Source organism: Pseudomonas sp. LJDD11 (assembly GCF_024584215.1).
In the GTDB taxonomy this organism is placed as follows: Bacteria; Pseudomonadota; Gammaproteobacteria; order Pseudomonadales; family Pseudomonadaceae; genus Aquipseudomonas.
On record NZ_JANJFL010000010.1, the window covers coordinates 152,457 to 167,671 of the forward strand.

General features: G+C 60.7%; 15 protein-coding genes and 1 pseudogene. 9 read left to right on the forward strand and 7 right to left on the reverse strand.

Annotation, left to right across the window (positions count from 1 at the left end; translation table 11 throughout):
• Window positions 1–28 precede the first annotated feature (28 nt).
• Window positions 29–745: an SIMPL domain-containing protein gene (locus NRB16_RS14065; protein ID WP_045494258.1), complete on the reverse strand. Its 717-nt coding sequence runs from the start codon at window positions 743–745 to the stop codon at window positions 29–31.
• Between the two features lie 210 nt (window positions 746–955).
• Between NRB16_RS14065 and NRB16_RS14070 the strand changes: the two genes are divergently transcribed.
• The 8 genes from NRB16_RS14070 (at window position 956) to NRB16_RS14105 (ending at window position 9,168) form a co-directional block, all read left to right on the forward strand.
• On the forward strand, window positions 956–2,215 hold the full coding sequence (locus tag NRB16_RS14070) for an ATP-binding protein (RefSeq protein ID WP_045487481.1): 1,260 nt from the start codon (window positions 956–958) through the stop codon (window positions 2,213–2,215).
• Window positions 2,212–2,781: a response regulator transcription factor gene (locus tag NRB16_RS14075; protein ID WP_253114822.1), complete on the forward strand. Its 570-nt coding sequence runs from the start codon at window positions 2,212–2,214 to the stop codon at window positions 2,779–2,781. The genes NRB16_RS14070 and NRB16_RS14075 overlap by 4 nt, the downstream gene beginning before the upstream one ends.
• 197 nt (window positions 2,782–2,978) lie before the next feature.
• Complete coding sequence (locus tag NRB16_RS14080; protein ID WP_045487486.1) at window positions 2,979–3,728, forward strand: FadR/GntR family transcriptional regulator; 750 nt, start codon at window positions 2,979–2,981, stop codon at window positions 3,726–3,728.
• Window positions 3,729–4,061: 333 nt separating this feature from the next.
• On the forward strand, window positions 4,062–4,973 hold the full coding sequence (gene kdgD, locus NRB16_RS14085) for a 5-dehydro-4-deoxyglucarate dehydratase (RefSeq protein WP_045494261.1): 912 nt from the start codon (window positions 4,062–4,064) through the stop codon (window positions 4,971–4,973).
• A gap of 164 nt (window positions 4,974–5,137) precedes the next feature.
• Window positions 5,138–6,523 carry an MFS transporter gene (locus NRB16_RS14090; RefSeq protein ID WP_045487489.1) on the forward strand — a complete coding sequence of 462 codons (1,386 nt, stop codon included), beginning with the start codon at window positions 5,138–5,140 and terminating at the stop codon, window positions 6,521–6,523.
• An 11-nt stretch (window positions 6,524–6,534) separates the two neighbouring features.
• Window positions 6,535–8,088, forward strand: coding sequence for a galactarate dehydratase (gene garD, locus NRB16_RS14095; RefSeq protein ID WP_045487492.1), 1,554 nt, complete (start codon window positions 6,535–6,537; stop codon window positions 8,086–8,088).
• A 534-nt stretch (window positions 8,089–8,622) separates the two neighbouring features.
• Window positions 8,623–8,838, forward strand: coding sequence for a PLD nuclease N-terminal domain-containing protein (locus NRB16_RS14100; RefSeq protein WP_045487498.1), 216 nt, complete (start codon window positions 8,623–8,625; stop codon window positions 8,836–8,838).
• Between the two features lie 126 nt (window positions 8,839–8,964).
• On the forward strand, window positions 8,965–9,168 hold the full coding sequence (locus NRB16_RS14105; RefSeq protein ID WP_045487501.1) for a hypothetical protein: 204 nt from the start codon (window positions 8,965–8,967) through the stop codon (window positions 9,166–9,168).
• Between the two features lie 196 nt (window positions 9,169–9,364).
• Here the strand turns inward: NRB16_RS14105 and NRB16_RS14110 are convergent, their stop codons facing one another.
• Window positions 9,365–9,562, reverse strand: a complete 198-nt coding sequence (locus NRB16_RS14110) for a hypothetical protein (RefSeq protein WP_257106358.1) — start codon at window positions 9,560–9,562, stop codon at window positions 9,365–9,367.
• Window positions 9,563–9,771: 209 nt separating this feature from the next.
• Window positions 9,772–10,557 (reverse strand): sulfite exporter TauE/SafE family protein, encoded by a 786-nt coding sequence (locus NRB16_RS14115; RefSeq protein ID WP_045487504.1) that lies wholly within the window; start codon window positions 10,555–10,557, stop codon window positions 9,772–9,774.
• Between the two features lie 278 nt (window positions 10,558–10,835).
• Here NRB16_RS14115 and NRB16_RS14120 point away from each other — a divergent pair.
• Window positions 10,836–11,000 (forward strand): annotated as a pseudogene (locus NRB16_RS14120) (general stress protein); the annotation flags it as partial.
• Window positions 11,001–11,278: 278 nt separating this feature from the next.
• Here the strand turns inward: NRB16_RS14120 and NRB16_RS14125 are convergent.
• The 4 genes from NRB16_RS14125 to NRB16_RS14140 form a co-directional block, all read right to left on the reverse strand.
• Window positions 11,279–12,196 (reverse strand): DMT family transporter, encoded by a 918-nt coding sequence (locus NRB16_RS14125; RefSeq protein ID WP_257106359.1) that lies wholly within the window; start codon window positions 12,194–12,196, stop codon window positions 11,279–11,281.
• A gap of 54 nt (window positions 12,197–12,250) precedes the next feature.
• Window positions 12,251–13,531, reverse strand: coding sequence for a TRAP transporter large permease (locus NRB16_RS14130; RefSeq protein WP_045487510.1), 1,281 nt, complete (start codon window positions 13,529–13,531; stop codon window positions 12,251–12,253).
• On the reverse strand, window positions 13,532–14,059 hold the full coding sequence (locus NRB16_RS14135; RefSeq protein ID WP_045487514.1) for a TRAP transporter small permease: 528 nt from the start codon (window positions 14,057–14,059) through the stop codon (window positions 13,532–13,534).
• A gap of 66 nt (window positions 14,060–14,125) precedes the next feature.
• The gene (locus NRB16_RS14140; RefSeq protein ID WP_253114810.1) at window positions 14,126–15,097 is read right to left on the reverse strand and encodes a TRAP transporter substrate-binding protein; all 972 of its coding nucleotides are present in this window, start codon (window positions 15,095–15,097) and stop codon (window positions 14,126–14,128) included.
• Between the last annotated feature and the right edge of the window lie 118 nt (window positions 15,098–15,215).

A 15,215-nucleotide genomic window follows, 5' to 3' on the forward strand; every position in this document is an offset into this window, starting at 1 on the left:
TCAGGCATCGCGGGCAAGGCAGCAGGTGTCAGGGGATCTGCACCTCGATCACTCCGTCTGCGGCGACGGTGACCTTCGAGGTGCCGGCTTCGATATCCGGGGTGACCGACGCTTCGGCACGGTCGGCTTTCATCATCATGGGTGCCGGCGAGCGCAGGTAGGGTTGTGGATAACCTGAGGTATTGAGGTTCAGGCTGACCACTTTGTAGCCTTGGCCACCCATGGCTTCAGTGACCAGTTGGGCGCGGGCCTTGAACGCGGCCACGGCATCTTTGAGCAGGGCGTCTTCGCTGGTTTTGCGGGTTGGCGAAGAAATCGAGAACTCCATGCCGCCCATTTTCAGATCGGTGAGCAGCTCGCCGGTGAGTTTCGACAATGCGGTGAAGTCGGCGCTTTCCAGGCGAATCTCGGCACGCTCGCGCCAGCCGGTGATTTTCTGGCCTTTGTCGTCGTAGATCGGCGAGCTGTTGCGGCTGCCCTGGCGGACCTCGATTTCCTTGACCTGACGAGCCTGGCCGATAGCCTTGTTGAGGGCTTCGCTGACCTGCGCGGCGAGTTTGCCAGGATCACGGTCCTGGGCTTCGGTGTACAGGGTGACCTCCATCAGGTCGCGGGCCACTTCCTTGTCGACTTCGGCGCGCAGCGAAACCTGGTTGTAGCGCGGCTCATCGGCAAGCGCCGGGACGCTGGCCAGCACGGCGGCGCTCAGGGCCAGCAGGGCGGCGGCAGGGCGAAGTTTAAGCATGGGAACTCCTTGTTGAATGGCCTGCGACGGTTGTCGTTCGGCATGGCCCATCAGACTATGGGCTGCGGGGCCGGTTCCGGCAGTGTGGCTGAACAATTCATTGCAGCGATTGTATCTGTGGCGCATTGCCGCATGATTGCCGGTTTTGACCTGTGCTTGGTTATACTCATTGTGATTCATCCGCGCCCGGTGCGCTCAGCAGGAGAGCTCATGCTCGTCCCCGTTCAAATGCTTTCAGCCACCCGGCAAAACCTGTGGCGTCTGACCTTTATTCGTGTGCTGGTCCTGGCTGCCCAGGCAGGCTCGGTGGGCATTGCCTGGTTGTTTGAGGTGTTGCCGCTGCCGTGGCTGCCGCTGTCGATCACCCTCGGCTGTTCGGCGATCCTCTGCGCCCTGACGGCGCTGCGCCTGCGCACGCCGTGGCTGGTCAGCGAACAGGAATATGCCGTGCAACTGGCCCTGGACCTGATCATCCACAGCGCCCTGCTGTATTACTCCGGCGGCTCGACCAACCCGTTCGTGTCTTATTACCTGGTGCCCTTGACCATCGCCGCGGTCACCCTGCCATGGCGCTATTCGCTGATTCTCTCCGGGATTGCGCTGGCGCTGTACACCTGGTTGCTGGCCCAGGTCTACCCGCTGGAGACTTACCCGATCGCCAAGGAAAACATGCAGATCTACGGCATGTGGCTGAGCTTCGTGCTTGCCGCCGGGGTGATTACCTTTTTTGCCGCGCGGATGGCCGAAGAACTGCGGCGTCAGGAACAACTGCGCGCCGAGCGCCGCGAAGAGGGCCTGCGCGACGAGCAACTGCTGGCGGTGGCAACCCAGGCAGCCGGCGCGGCCCATGAGTTGGGCACGCCGCTGGCAACCATGAGCGTGTTGCTCAATGAAATGCGCCAGGACCACAAGGACCCGGGGCTGCAAGAAGACCTCGCGGTGCTTCAGGAACAGGTCGGGCAGTGCAAGCACACCTTGCAACAGCTGGTTCGTGCCGCAGAAGCCAACCGGCGTATGGCCGTGCAGTACCAGACCGCATCACGCTGGCTGGACGAGTCACTGAACCGCTGGCACCTGATGCGCCCTGAGGTCAGCTACCGCTTCCAGCAGCTGGGGCAGGGCAGCGTGCCGATGCTGGCGCCGCCGCCGGACCTGACCCAGGCGTTGCTTAACCTGCTCAACAACGCCGCCGATGCCTGCGCCGAGAATTTGCAGGTGAGTCTCGACTGGGACAGTGCCGAGGTCTTTATCAGGATTCGCGATCAGGGGCCGGGTGTGCCTGCCGCGATTGCCGAGCAAATTGGCAAACCGTTTTTCACCACCAAAGGCAAAGGCTTCGGCCTGGGTCTTTTTCTGAGCAAGGCCAGCGTCACCCGGGCGGGTGGTTCGGTCAGGCTCTATCGTCATGAAGAAGGCGGCACGCTCACCGAGTTGCGCCTGCCCCGTGACAAGAAAGGAGAACAAGCATGAGTGAAGAGAACCTGGCCGAACAGGCCGATGGCGAAGAGCTGCCGCACCTGTTGCTGGTCGATGACGATGCGACGTTTACCCGGGTCATGGCCCGGGCAATGACCCGCCGCGGTTTTCGGGTCAGCACCGCAGGCTCAGCCGAAGAAGGCCTGATCCTGGCGCAGCAGGATATTCCTGAATACGCCGCGCTGGACCTGAAAATGGACGGTGACTCGGGCCTGGTACTGCTGCCCAAGCTACTGGAAATGGACCCGGACATGCGGGTGGTGATCCTGACCGGCTATTCGAGCATCGCCACCGCTGTCGAAGCCATCAAACGCGGCGCCTGCAACTACCTGTGCAAGCCGGCCGATGCTGATGATGTGCTGGCAGCATTGCTGTCGGAACATGCCAACCTCGACAACCTGGTGCCGGAAAACCCGATGTCGGTCGACCGTCTGCAGTGGGAGCACATCCAGCGGGTGCTGACCGAGCATGAGGGCAATATTTCGGCAACCGCCCGTGCGCTGGGCATGCACCGGCGTACCTTGCAGCGCAAATTGCAGAAGCGTCCGGTGCGTCGCTGAGCATTGCCGGCGACATCGGCTAACGGCTCAAAGGCCCGGCCTTGAGCGCCAGCGCAACAATCTGCGACGCATTGTATGGCGTGCGGCCCATGACCAATGGGCAGATGGGGCTCACACCCTCGGTATCATGGGGTGTGATCGTACAAGCGCTGCGCTATGATTGTGCGTCATAACATACCTGGAAACCCACGTTGGATATGGATACTCAAAGCGAGCAACCCCGCGCACGGCGCAGGCATCGCAGTCTTGCTCAGGAATTGGTTGCCGAGCTGTCCGAGCGTATTCGCAGCGGCCAGCTCAAGCGCGGGGACAAGCTGCCCACCGAATCGGCCATCATGGAAGAGCAGGGCGTCAGCCGCACCGTGGTGCGCGAAGCGATTTCCCGCCTGCAGGCTTCCGGTCTGGTGGAAACCCGTCACGGTATCGGTACCTTCGTGCTCGACGTGCCGAGTACCAGCGGTTTTCGCATCGATCCGGCGACTATCGTCACCTTGCGTGACGTGCTGGCGATTCTGGAATTGCGCATCAGCCTGGAAGTCGAAACCGCAGGCCTGGCGGCGCAGCGGCGCACCGATGAGCAACTGCAACTGATGCGCCAGGCCCTCGATGCCTTGAACGAGAGCGCCGCGCACGCCAGCGATGCGGTGGCCATGGACTTCCAGTTCCATCTGCAGATTGCCCTGGCGACCGGCAACCGCTATTTCACCGACATCATGACTCACCTGGGCGCCAGTATCATTCCGCGCACCCGGCTGAACTCGGCGCGTCTGGCCCATGATGACCAGCAGCACTATATGGTGCGCCTGAGCCGTGAGCACGAAGAAATCTACGACGCCATCGCGCGCCAGGATGCCGACGCGGCCCGCGCCGCGATGCGCCTGCATCTGACCAACAGTCGTGAGCGCCTGCGCCAGGCCCACGAAGAAGCCGCCTCGCAGAGCGCCTGAGCGTTCGCACTGCCTGGCGGGTTTCTCCCGCCGGGCACGCTACACCTTCTGCAGTTTGTCCTGCACCCCCCGCCTGAAGCCTCTCCAGACCTCCTGTCGCCTGATCGGGCAAGCTATTCGTGCCTGTGATATAGGGTGATCGTATGACTATGGTCGCTCTTGATTTTCTGATCAATCCCTTATAGCCAAAGGGTTTGAAGGCAAAAAAAGGGGCTCGTAAGAAAAATCTGCAAATCCCTGTTGTGACATTTCAAGTTCAGTTGTACGATGACCTACGACATCAGCACGGAGCTGATGATTTTTTTCATTCATGTCCCCCAGGGTGTTCGAATAATGAATCCACAAGAACTCAAGTCCATCCTCTCCCACGGTCTTCTGTCGTTCCCTGTCACTGACTTCAATGCTCAAGGCGATTTCCATCGCGAAGGCTACATCAAGCGTCTGGAGTGGCTGGCCCCGTACGGCGCCAGCGCCCTGTTCGCCGCTGGCGGTACCGGTGAGTTCTTCTCGCTGTCGTCCGGCGAATACTCGCAGATCATCAAGACTGCCGTTGATACCTGCGAGAAAAGCGTGCCAATCCTGGCCGGCGTCGGTGGCCCGACCCGTCAGGCCATTGAAATGGCTCAAGAAGCCGAGCGCCTGGGTGCCAAAGGTCTGCTGCTGCTGCCGCACTACCTGACCGAAGCCAGCCAGGACGGCGTTGCCGCTCACGTTGAAGCCGTATGTAAGTCGGTCAAGATCGGCGTGGTTGTCTACAACCGCAACGTTTGCCGCCTGACCGCACCACTGCTGGAAAAACTGGCTGAGCGCTGCCCTAACCTGATCGGCTACAAGGACGGCCTGGGTGACATCGAGCTGATGGTTTCGATCCGCCGCCGTCTGGGCGACCGCTTCTCGTACCTGGGTGGCCTGCCGACCGCTGAAGTCTACGCCGCTGCCTACAAGGCACTGGGCGTACCGGTCTACTCCTCGGCGGTTTTCAACTTCGTACCGAAGCTGGCCATGGACTTCTACCACGCCATCGCCCGTGACGACCACGAAGCAGTCGGCAAGTACATCGACGACTTCTTCCTGCCTTACCTGGACATCCGTAACCGTAAAGCCGGCTACGCGGTGAGCATCGTCAAGGCCGGTGCCAAGATCGCTGGCTACGATGCAGGTCCGGTTCGCGCGCCATTGACCGACCTGACCAACGAAGAAGTGGACATGCTCGCTGCGCTGATGGACAAGCAAGGCAAGCAATAAGTAACACCGCACAAAGGCCGCTGAGTTCGCTCCGCGGTCTTTGTCGTTGCACGACCTGCAGGTGGAAAACGCCGTCGCCACCGGTGTTTCCAAGGGGCCTGTAGCGCTACACCAAAATCAGCATTAACCCGCGTAAAAAAAATAATGAGTGGGAGTTCTACCAAATGCAAAAGTCCAAGCCGACGCACGTCCGCTATTTGATCCTGTTGATGCTGTTTCTGGTTACCACGATCAACTACGCTGACCGCGCCACCATCGCTATCGCAGGTTCAAGCCTGCAAAAAGACCTCGGCATCGATGCCGTAACCCTCGGTTATATCTTCTCCGCATTCGGCTGGGCCTACGTGGCTGGCCAGATTCCCGGTGGCTGGCTGCTCGACCGTTTCGGCTCGAAGAAAGTCTATGCCTTGAGTATTTTCACCTGGTCGCTGTTTACCCTGCTGCAGGGCTATGTCGGCGAGTTCGGCATGTCCACTGCCGTGGTTGCGCTGTTCATGCTGCGCTTTCTGGTGGGCCTGGCCGAAGCACCGTCGTTCCCTGGTAACGCACGTATCGTTGCGGCCTGGTTCCCGACTTCCGAGCGCGGCACCGCCTCGGCGATCTTCAACTCGGCGCAATACTTCGCCACTGTACTGTTCGCTCCGCTGATGGGCTGGATCGTCTACCGCTTCGGCTGGCAGCACGTGTTTGTCGTCATGGGCGCGGCCGGCATCATCTTCTCCGGTATCTGGCTGAAAGTGATCTACAGCCCACGCCAGCACCCGATGATCAACGAAGCCGAACTTGAGCACATCGCCAGCAACGGCGGCATGGTCGACCTGGACGAGAAGGCCAAGGACAAAACCGGTGGCAAGGCTGCCAGCGGTCCCAAGTGGGATTACATCCGCCAGTTGCTGACCAACCGCATGATGCTGGGCATCTACCTGAGCCAGTACTGCATCAACGCCATCACCTACTTCTTCCTGACCTGGTTCCCGGTGTACCTGGTTCAGGAGCGCGGCATGACCATCCTCAAGGCTGGCATTATCGCCTCCTTGCCGGCCATCTGCGGCTTCATCGGTGGGGTACTGGGCGGGGTGATCTCCGACTGGCTGCTGCGTCGCGGTCACACCCTGACCTTCGCCCGCAAGGCACCGATCATCTGTGGCCTGATGCTGTCGACCAGTATCGTCACCTGCAACTATGTCGACCTGGAGTGGATGGTCGTGGGCTTCATGGCCCTGGCATTCTTTGGTAAAGGCATTGGCGCACTGGGTTGGGCAGTCATGTCCGACGTATCGCCAAAACAGATCGCCGGTCTCAGTGGTGGCCTGTTCAACACCTTCGGTAACATTGCTTCGATCACTACGCCAATCGTGATTGGCTACATCATCAGCAGCACCGGCTCGTTCAAATGGGCGCTGGTGTATGTCGGTGCCAACGCACTGATAGCGGTATTCAGCTATCTGTTTGTGGTGGGTGAGATCAAGCGTGTGGAATTGAAAGAACCCCCAACCAAGGGGTCATCGCTGAGCGAACCTGGCAGCGACCTTTCCCAAGCCAAATCCTGAGGAAAATCGTGATGAACCTGATTCAACATGCCGATTCACCGCGTTCTATCCGGCTGCATCCGCTGGATAACGTGGTCGTGGTGGTCAATGACCAGGGTGTGCCTGCGGGCACCCGATTCGATGATGGCCTGGAAACTGTGGACAACGTTCCACAGAGCCACAAGATCAATACCGTTGATCTGGCCGAAGGTGACGCCGTAGTCCGTTACGGCCAGACCATCGGTTACGCCTTGCAGCCGATTCCACGCGGCAGTTGGGTCAGGGAAGATCTGTTGCGCATGCCGGCAGCGCCTGAACTGGACAGCCTGCCGATGTCCGACGCAGTCCCCGAGAAGGAGGCGCCGCTGGAAGGCTACACCTTCGAGGGCTATCGCAATGCCGACGGCACCGTCGGCACTCGCAACATCCTTGGCATTACCACCACGGTGCAGTGCGTGGCGGGCGTGCTTGGCCATGCGGTCAAGCGCATTCGCGACGAGTTGCTGCCCAAGTATCCCAACGTCGATGACGTGATCGCCCTGACCCACACCTATGGTTGTGGCGTGGCGATCTCCGCCACCGATGCGTATATCCCGATTCGCACCGTGCGCAATCTGGCCCGCAACCCCAATCTGGGCGGTGAAGCCCTGGTAATCAGCCTGGGCTGCGAAAAGCTCCAGGCCGGCCAGGTGATGCACGAAGATGACCCGTCGGTAGATCTGAGCGACGAATGGCTGTATCGCTTGCAGGATGCTGGCAACGGCTTCAATGAAATGGTCGAACAGATCATGGACCTGGCCGAAGTGCGGCTGAAGAAGCTTGACCTGCGCCGTCGCGAGACCGTGCCGGCTTCGGAGTTGATTCTGGGCATGCAGTGCGGTGGCAGTGACGCCTTCTCGGGCATTACCGCCAATCCGGCCCTGGGCTACGCTTCCGACCTGCTGCTGCGGGCCGGCGCCACGGTGATGTTCTCGGAAGTTACCGAGGTTCGTGACGCCATCTACCTGCTCACCTCCCGTGCTCAGGACCAGCAGGTCGCGAGTGAGCTGGTGCGCGAGATGGACTGGTACGACCGTTATCTGGCCAAGGGCGAGGCTGACCGCAGCGCCAACACCACGCCGGGCAACAAGAAGGGCGGGTTGTCGAATATTGTCGAGAAGTCGCTGGGCTCGATCGTCAAGTCCGGCAACAGCGCCATCAACGGCGTACTGGGCCCTGGCGAGCGGGTCAAAGGCAAGGGGCTGATCTTCTGCGCCACCCCGGCCAGCGACTTTATCTGCGGCACCTTGCAACTGGCAGCCGGGATGAACCTGCACGTGTTCACCACTGGCCGCGGCACGCCCTACGGGCTGGCCATGGCACCGGTGGTCAAGGTTTCGACCCGCACCGAGCTGGCACACCGCTGGCCGGACCTGATCGACGTCGATGCCGGGCGTATCGCCACCGGTCGGGCGAGCATCGAAGACCTGGGCTGGGAGCTGTTCCACTACTACCTGGATGTGGCCAGCGGCAAGAAAAAAACCTGGACCGAACACTACCGGTTGCACAACGACCTGGCGCTGTTCAACCCCGCTCCAGTGACCTGATCCTGCCTCACCGAGCGTGCCGGCCCGTGCTGTATCACGGGCTGGCACACCTCGTCAGCTTCTCCCCTCACTGTGTTCGCCACGACCTGGCGCCCCGCAAGCCCGCATCCAGACCTTCTCAACGGGATCAACGCTATATAGCCGTTGATTTTGCCGTTGATCGTGATCTTGCTTTTGCTCTGTGAGCCGAGAGGGCACAGACGCCGCGAATCGGCGCCGGACGGAGGGAAGTCTGCCCGCAGGGCAGACCCAAACCAGGAGCAAGCGGTTTTCCCCGGTCCGTACACCAAGCACAAAATGGGGTCGCCCGTCGGGGCGAAACCCACAGTTCAGTCAACTGTGGCAAAGAACCTTCCACCGACCGCAAGATCTTCGCGGCTAAAGATCTTCGCGGCTAAAGCCGCTCCTACTGGATAGGCGAGCACTAGACAGCCCGATTCTTCTACTAATCTGAACTTTACGACGCTCGATACCCTCTTCTATTGCAAGGGGGCCACAAGGGCGCCGCAGACAATAAATGTCGGGAGGTTTCAGATGCCATTATCAGAAATGGGCTTGTGGACAAGCGCCCTGCTGGTCGCAGTCATTATTCTGGCCGACCTGTGGGCCGTACTGCGGGTCCGCAAAAGCCAGACCAACTCATCCAACAAAGCCATGTGGATCATCGGTATCGTCGCTGTGCCGATTATCGGGGTACTGGCCTGGATCGTCGCCGGCCCACGCCACGCCTCGGACGCCGCGCGCTACTGAGGCTTTCCCCCCGCCGGGTGGCTCCGTGCTGCAGCCCCCGGCCCTGCGTTGCAGTGCTCGCTGCAATGCCTCTGCAACACAGCAATGGTTAGATCCCTCCATCGAAAACAGCCTGGAGGATTAACCATGTCGACCGTCGCCAAATGGACGCTGCAACTTGCGGTTCTGTTCCTGTTCGCCTGGCTTGCCAGCGTGGCGGGGCAGTGGAGCAGCAAGATGATCAATGGCACCAGCAGCGAGCGGCTGGCCCAGCTACAGCCTGCTCCGATGCTGGGCGGGCCGGTTACCGCGGCGGTGACGACCCAGCCTGCAGACGGCACGGCTCACTGACCGTCAAAATGAAAAACGGGCAGGCAAAAAAAATGGCCCGCCAAACGGCGAGCCAAGGGGATTCATCAAAGGAGTGAGGTAACTGTAAGACCCCGGACGTGAAGAGGATGTGAAATGGATGTAGGGGAAATGCAAGTTACCAGCGTGCCTTATGGCCGCGATGTTCACGCTTTGATTTCGAGCCTGTAACGGCCGCTCAATGGGCGGTTGGGCTTGGCGGCTCGTCTGCCGCAGGCCGGGGCGGGCCTGGCAGGGGGTGGGGGGCCGCCAGCCGGGTCTGCATCCGCTCAGCGAATTCATCGGCCTCTTGGCGACTGCGGCAAATAACCGGGTAGTCGTCGAGTTTCACGATCCACTCTGAAGCACTGATCCCTTCTTCTATCTGGATAAGCATGACGCAATCTCCAATAGCAGGCTTGTCAGCCAAGGTGAACGGAGCCGGATGACCGGCACGGGTAATCGCGCAGGCCATCGTGCACCTGATTGGCGGCAGGCTCCAGTGCTATTTGCGTGATGCGATGAATGTCATGCTGCTGATCAATGACCGGCGGGCCACTGATGAGGCGTAACGACGCAGGGCCATGGCCCTGCGCCGTTTGGCCATCAGAACGCCAGCTTGAAGCCGATCAGGCCCAGCATGATCGCCAGACATGGCCGCAGCAGGTTGTCGGAAACCCGGCCGGCCATATGACTGCCCAGATAGATGCCTGGCAGCGAACCCAGCAACAGGAAGCCCAGCAGGCTCCAGTCCATATTGCCCATGCTGGCATGACCGATACCGGCCACCAGGGTCAGCGGTACGGCGTGGGCGATCTCGGTGCCCACCAGACGGCGGGTGGGCAGCAGCGGGTAGAGGATGAACAGCGCCACGGTGCCCAGCGCGCCGGCGCCAATCGAGGTCAGCGCCACCATCGTGCCAAGGATCATCCCGGTGATGACCGTGAAGGCATTGAGGCTGGAGCCTTTGAACAGCGAATGGCCTTCGACCCGGTCATGGGCAAAGGCCAGCAGCTTGTTCTTGAACAGAATCGCCAGCGCCGTCAGCAGCAGGACAAAGCCCAGCGCCTGTTTGATGATTGCATTCAGGGCGTCCGGGGCATGGTCCAGAGAACTGAGGAACCACAGGGTCAGCAGCACTGCCGGTACGCTACCGAGGGTCAGCCAGCCGGTAATTTTCCAGTCGATGTTGTCGTTCTTCTTGTGAACGTACACACCGCCGGCTTTGGTTACCGCTGCGTAAAGCAGGTCGGTGCCCACCGCTGTGGCGGGGTTGATGCCGAACCACAGCAGGATCGGGGTCATCAACGAACCGCCACCCACGCCGGTCATGCCGACGATAAAGCCGACTACCAGGCCAGCCACTGTAAAGCCAAGACCGCCAACATCCATTATCACGCCCTGTATCACTGTTATCTGTTGTCAGGTAAAAAGTGGCGGGCAGCATAGCGGCTTATGTTCTGAATGGTTAGAGAGATATGTTCTAAGGTTATAACCGATGCTCTTCTTTGCTCGGCGTTCTGTTGCTGATTGCTGATCCGACCATCGGCAGCGGTTTGCCGCTCCTGAGTGTCTCCATTGGTCGCGTGCATGGATCACCCGTACTACTGGCCACACTCATAACCAATGCGACTGCGCTAAAGCGGTCCGCGTTTATGGAGAATATGCAAATGTCCAGCACTGATAACAGCAACCCCGGCAACTTTGCCAACGACCCCAAGCGTGCCTCGGAAGAGGGCGCCAAAGGTGGCAGCGTTTCGGGGGGCAATTTCAAGAATGATCCTGAGAAAGCGGCCGAGGCCGGCCGTAAAGGCGGTCAGGCCTCTGGGGGCAACAGCGCCGAAGGTGGTAGCAAGGACAGCGAGTCTTCTGACAGCAGTAACCAGTCCGGATCCCAGGGCGGCAGTCAAGGCGGTCAGTCTTCTGATGACAAAGGCCAGCAGGGTTCGGAAGGTGGCAGTCAAGGCGGTTCGACTTCTCAGGATGAAGACGATCAACCCGAGCAGTCCCAGGATGACGACGCGCCATCGGGCAGTCAGGGCAGCAGCAGTAGGCAGCAGCAGAAGTAAGTCCTGCTGACGCATGGGGGGCAATGCTCCCCATGCTGATGGGGTTATTTACGATAAGTCAGCAGCACAATCGCACACACCACCACTGCCGCGCCCAGCACTTGCAGAGTGCCCAGCGCCTGATCCAGCAGTGTCCAGCCCAGCAGCAAGGTGGCAATGGGCTCGACATTCATCACCGGCGCGTTCTGCGCCATGTTCAACCGCGGCACGCAGACAAACAGCAAGGTAAAGGCCATGCCGTACAACACCACCAGGCTTGCCAGGGCGATCCAGCCGGTACTGTTGCCCGGCAGGGACAAGCCTGACGGCATGACCCCGCTGGCGCCGGCAACGAGCATGCTGATAAATACCACCGACAGGGTCAGCAGGCTGCGCACCGGCCCCCGCACGCTGGCCAGCTTGTGATCGGTTATCCACAGCGCGCCGGCAAATACACAGGCGGCGCAGAACGCCAGGCTGATGCCAAGCGTCCAGTGCGCATTGGCCTCGCCGCGGCTGGCCAGCCGCGCAGGGACGTCCAGCGCCAGGATCAGCCCGATCAGGATCACCCCCATCAGCAGCACTGTACGCAGGGTCGGACGTGGCCCGCCCAGGCTCCAGCCGAGCAGCACCAGCAGAATCGGAAAGGTGTTGCCGACCAGTAACGCCAGGGCAACCGGGATCCGCGCCACGGCCGAGTACAGGCACAGGCTCTGGGTGGCGATCAGCAGGCCCAGCAACAACTGCCAGCCCCGCGTGCCAACCGGCAGCCCCAGTGGCTGGCGTTGCCAGGCCACCACCGCCGCCAGCACCAGCAGGGTGATGCCGGAGCGACACAGAATCGTCAGCAGCACCCCGGTGTCGTTGTCGAAGGCAAAGCGTGCGGCAATGTGATTGCCGGCAAACGAGCATGCCAGCAGCGCGAGAATCGCGACGGCCAGCTTGCGCGGTAAAAGATTTGGAGTAACAGAAGCAACCGCCATGTGCACATCCATTTGCAGAACAGGGGCGGGCCTTTTACAGCCCGCCGATAACGTTTAAAGCACCACGCCAGGCAGCCAAAGGGAAATGGCCGGAATGTAGGTCACAGCCATCAGCACCAGAAACAGCGCCAGGTAGAACGGCAGCAGTGCCTTGACCGTCGCCTCGATGCTGACCTTGCCGATCGCCGAGCCGACAAACAGCACCGCACCTACCGGCGGCGTTATCAGCCCGATGCCAAGGTTGACCAGCATGATCATGCCGAAGTGCACCGGGTCCACGCCGATGCCGCTGATCACCGGCAGCAGGATCGGGGTCAGGATCAGGATCAGCGGCGCCATGTCCATCACCGCACCCAGCAGCAGGAGCATGACATTGATGCACATCAGGATCACATAGCGGTTGTCCGACAGGGTCAGAAAGGTCGTGGTGATCTTCGCCGGGATCTGCATCAGGGTCATGACGTAACCGAAGCTGGCCGCAAACCCGATCAGGATCATCACGATCGAGATGGTTCTTACCGTGCGGTGCATCAGTTTCGGCAGATCGCGCCATTTATAGTCACGGTAGATGAACATGGTCACGAAGAATGACCAGACCACCGCGATGGCCGCCGATTCGGTGGCAGTGAACACCCCCGACAGAATGCCGCCGAGGATGATGACCATGGCCATCAGCCCCCAGAGTGCATCGGCGGCGATCTTCAAGGCCTGGCGCAGCGGAATCACTTCACCCTTGGGGTAGTTGCGCTTGCGGGCGAAGATCAGGCACAGGCCCATCAGCACCGCGCTCATCAGCAGGCCCGGCATGACCCCGGCCATGAACAACGAGGCAATCGACACCGTGCCGCCAGCGGCCAGTGAGTAGAGCACCGAGTTATGGCTGGGCGGGGTGAGCAGGGCCTGGACCGAACCGCTGACCGTGACCGCCGTGGAGAAGTCGCGCGGGTAACCCTTGCGCTCCATTTCCGGAATCAGCACCGAGCCGACCGAGGCGGTGTCGGCCACCGACGAGCCGGAGATGGCGCCAAAGAACGTCGAGGCCGTGATGTTGACCAGTGACAGCCCGCCACGGACAAAGCCCACCAGCACCCCGGCAAACGCCACCAGCCTGCGTGACATGCCGCCCTCGGCCATGATCGCACCGGCCAGCACGAAGAACGGGATGGCCAGCAAGGAAAACTTGTTAACCCCGCTGGCGACCTGAATCAGCATGGCCTGCAAGGGAATGTCGATCCACCAGGCGCCGATCAGCGCCGAAAGGCCCAGCGCATAGGCTACCGGCATGCCCAACAGGATGAGCAGGATAAAACTGCCCAGGAGAATGAAGGCATCCATTTATGCTGCTCCCTCGTTTTCTTCCACCAGGTCGAAACGCACCACCTTGCGGTGGCTCTGGTCGCCCCAGATGAGTTTTTCCAGTACGAAGCTCAGGGTCAGCAGACCGCCGACCGGAATCGGGGCATAGGTCATGCCGACCCGCACGCCCGGCAGTGACGCCAGGTACTGGTTCCAGGTGGTCATGCACAGCCGGGTGCCGTAATAGGTCATGTACACGCACACGGCGACCATCAACACTTGCACGAGCAGGGCGGCGGCTCGTTTGGGGACCGGTGGCAGGCGGTCGGTGACCATGGCCACGGCCATGTGCGCTCCGGCCCGGTAACTGGCGGCTGCACCGATGAAACAGAACACCACCATCAGCAGGATTGCCACCGGCTCCGGCCAACTGGAGCCGCTGCCGAGCACATAGCGGGCGAAGATGCCCCAGGGAATGATCAGCGACATGGCCAGGATCGATAGGCCTGCGATCCAGATACAACTGCTGTACAACACATCGTTGAGGCGCAGGAAGAGGTTTTTCATAAGGCACATCCAGGGCAGCAGGGCGGTAAGGCCGCCCTGCTGCAGGTCTCGGGGCAGGGGCCAGGGTTACTGTACGGCGGCGATGCGTTTCATCAGGTCGGCAAACGGCGCGCCGTATTTTTCCCGTACCGGCGCGGTGGCGTCATAGAACGGCTTCTTGTCGACGGTGATGAATTCAACGCCGGCGGCCTTGAGTTTTTCTTCACTGGCTGCCGACTTGGCGTCCCACAGGGTGCGTTCTTCCATCTGCGCTTCGCGGGCCAGTTTCTTGACCAGGGTCTGTTCGTCGGCGCTGAGCTTGTTCCAGGTGGTTTTGGAGATCACCACCGGCTCTGGCAGGATCAAGTGGCCGGTCAGGGTGTAGAACTTGGCGCTCTGGAAGTGGTTGTGCTCCAGCAGGGTCGGCGGGTTGTTCTCGGCACCGTCGATGACCCCGGTCTGCAGGGCACTGAAAATCTCACCGGTGTCCATGGCAATGCCGTTGCCGCCCATTGCATTCATCATGTCGATGAACAGCGGGTTGCCCTGTACGCGGATCTTCATGCCCTTGAGGTCTTCGATCTTGCGCACCGGCTTTTTGGTGTAGATGCTGCGGGTGCCGCCATCCATCCAGGCCAGCGCTACCAGGTTGAAGTCGGAATTGGTGATTTTGTCGAGGATCTCCTGGCCGATCTCGCCGTCGATGATCTTGCGCATGTGTTCGTGGTCACGGAACACGAACGGCATGTTGAACACGTTCACATCCGGCACCACCGGCCCAACAATGCCCAGGCTGACACGGGCCATCTGCACCGCGCCGATCTGGACCTGTTCGACAACCTCCTTCTCGGAGCCCAGCACGCCGCCGGCAAACATCTTGAAGGTGATTTTGCCGTTGGTGGCCTGTTCGAGTTTTTTGCCCATGTTCTGTTCAGCGACCACGGTCGGGTAGCCCGCCGGGTGGATTTCAGCGAACTTGATATCCAGCGCCGAGGCGCTGGTCGACAGGCTGAGGGCGAACGGCAGAACGGCCAGGAGCAGCTTGCGTTTGAAGGTCATGATGAAACTCCGGTGTTGTTATTGTCTGATTTGGCGTGCATGGACCGGGCAGAGGATGCCGAGAAGGGGAGCCGAGCGATGGCCAGCGCCATGCTGGCTCGTCTGCCAAAGGTGCTTG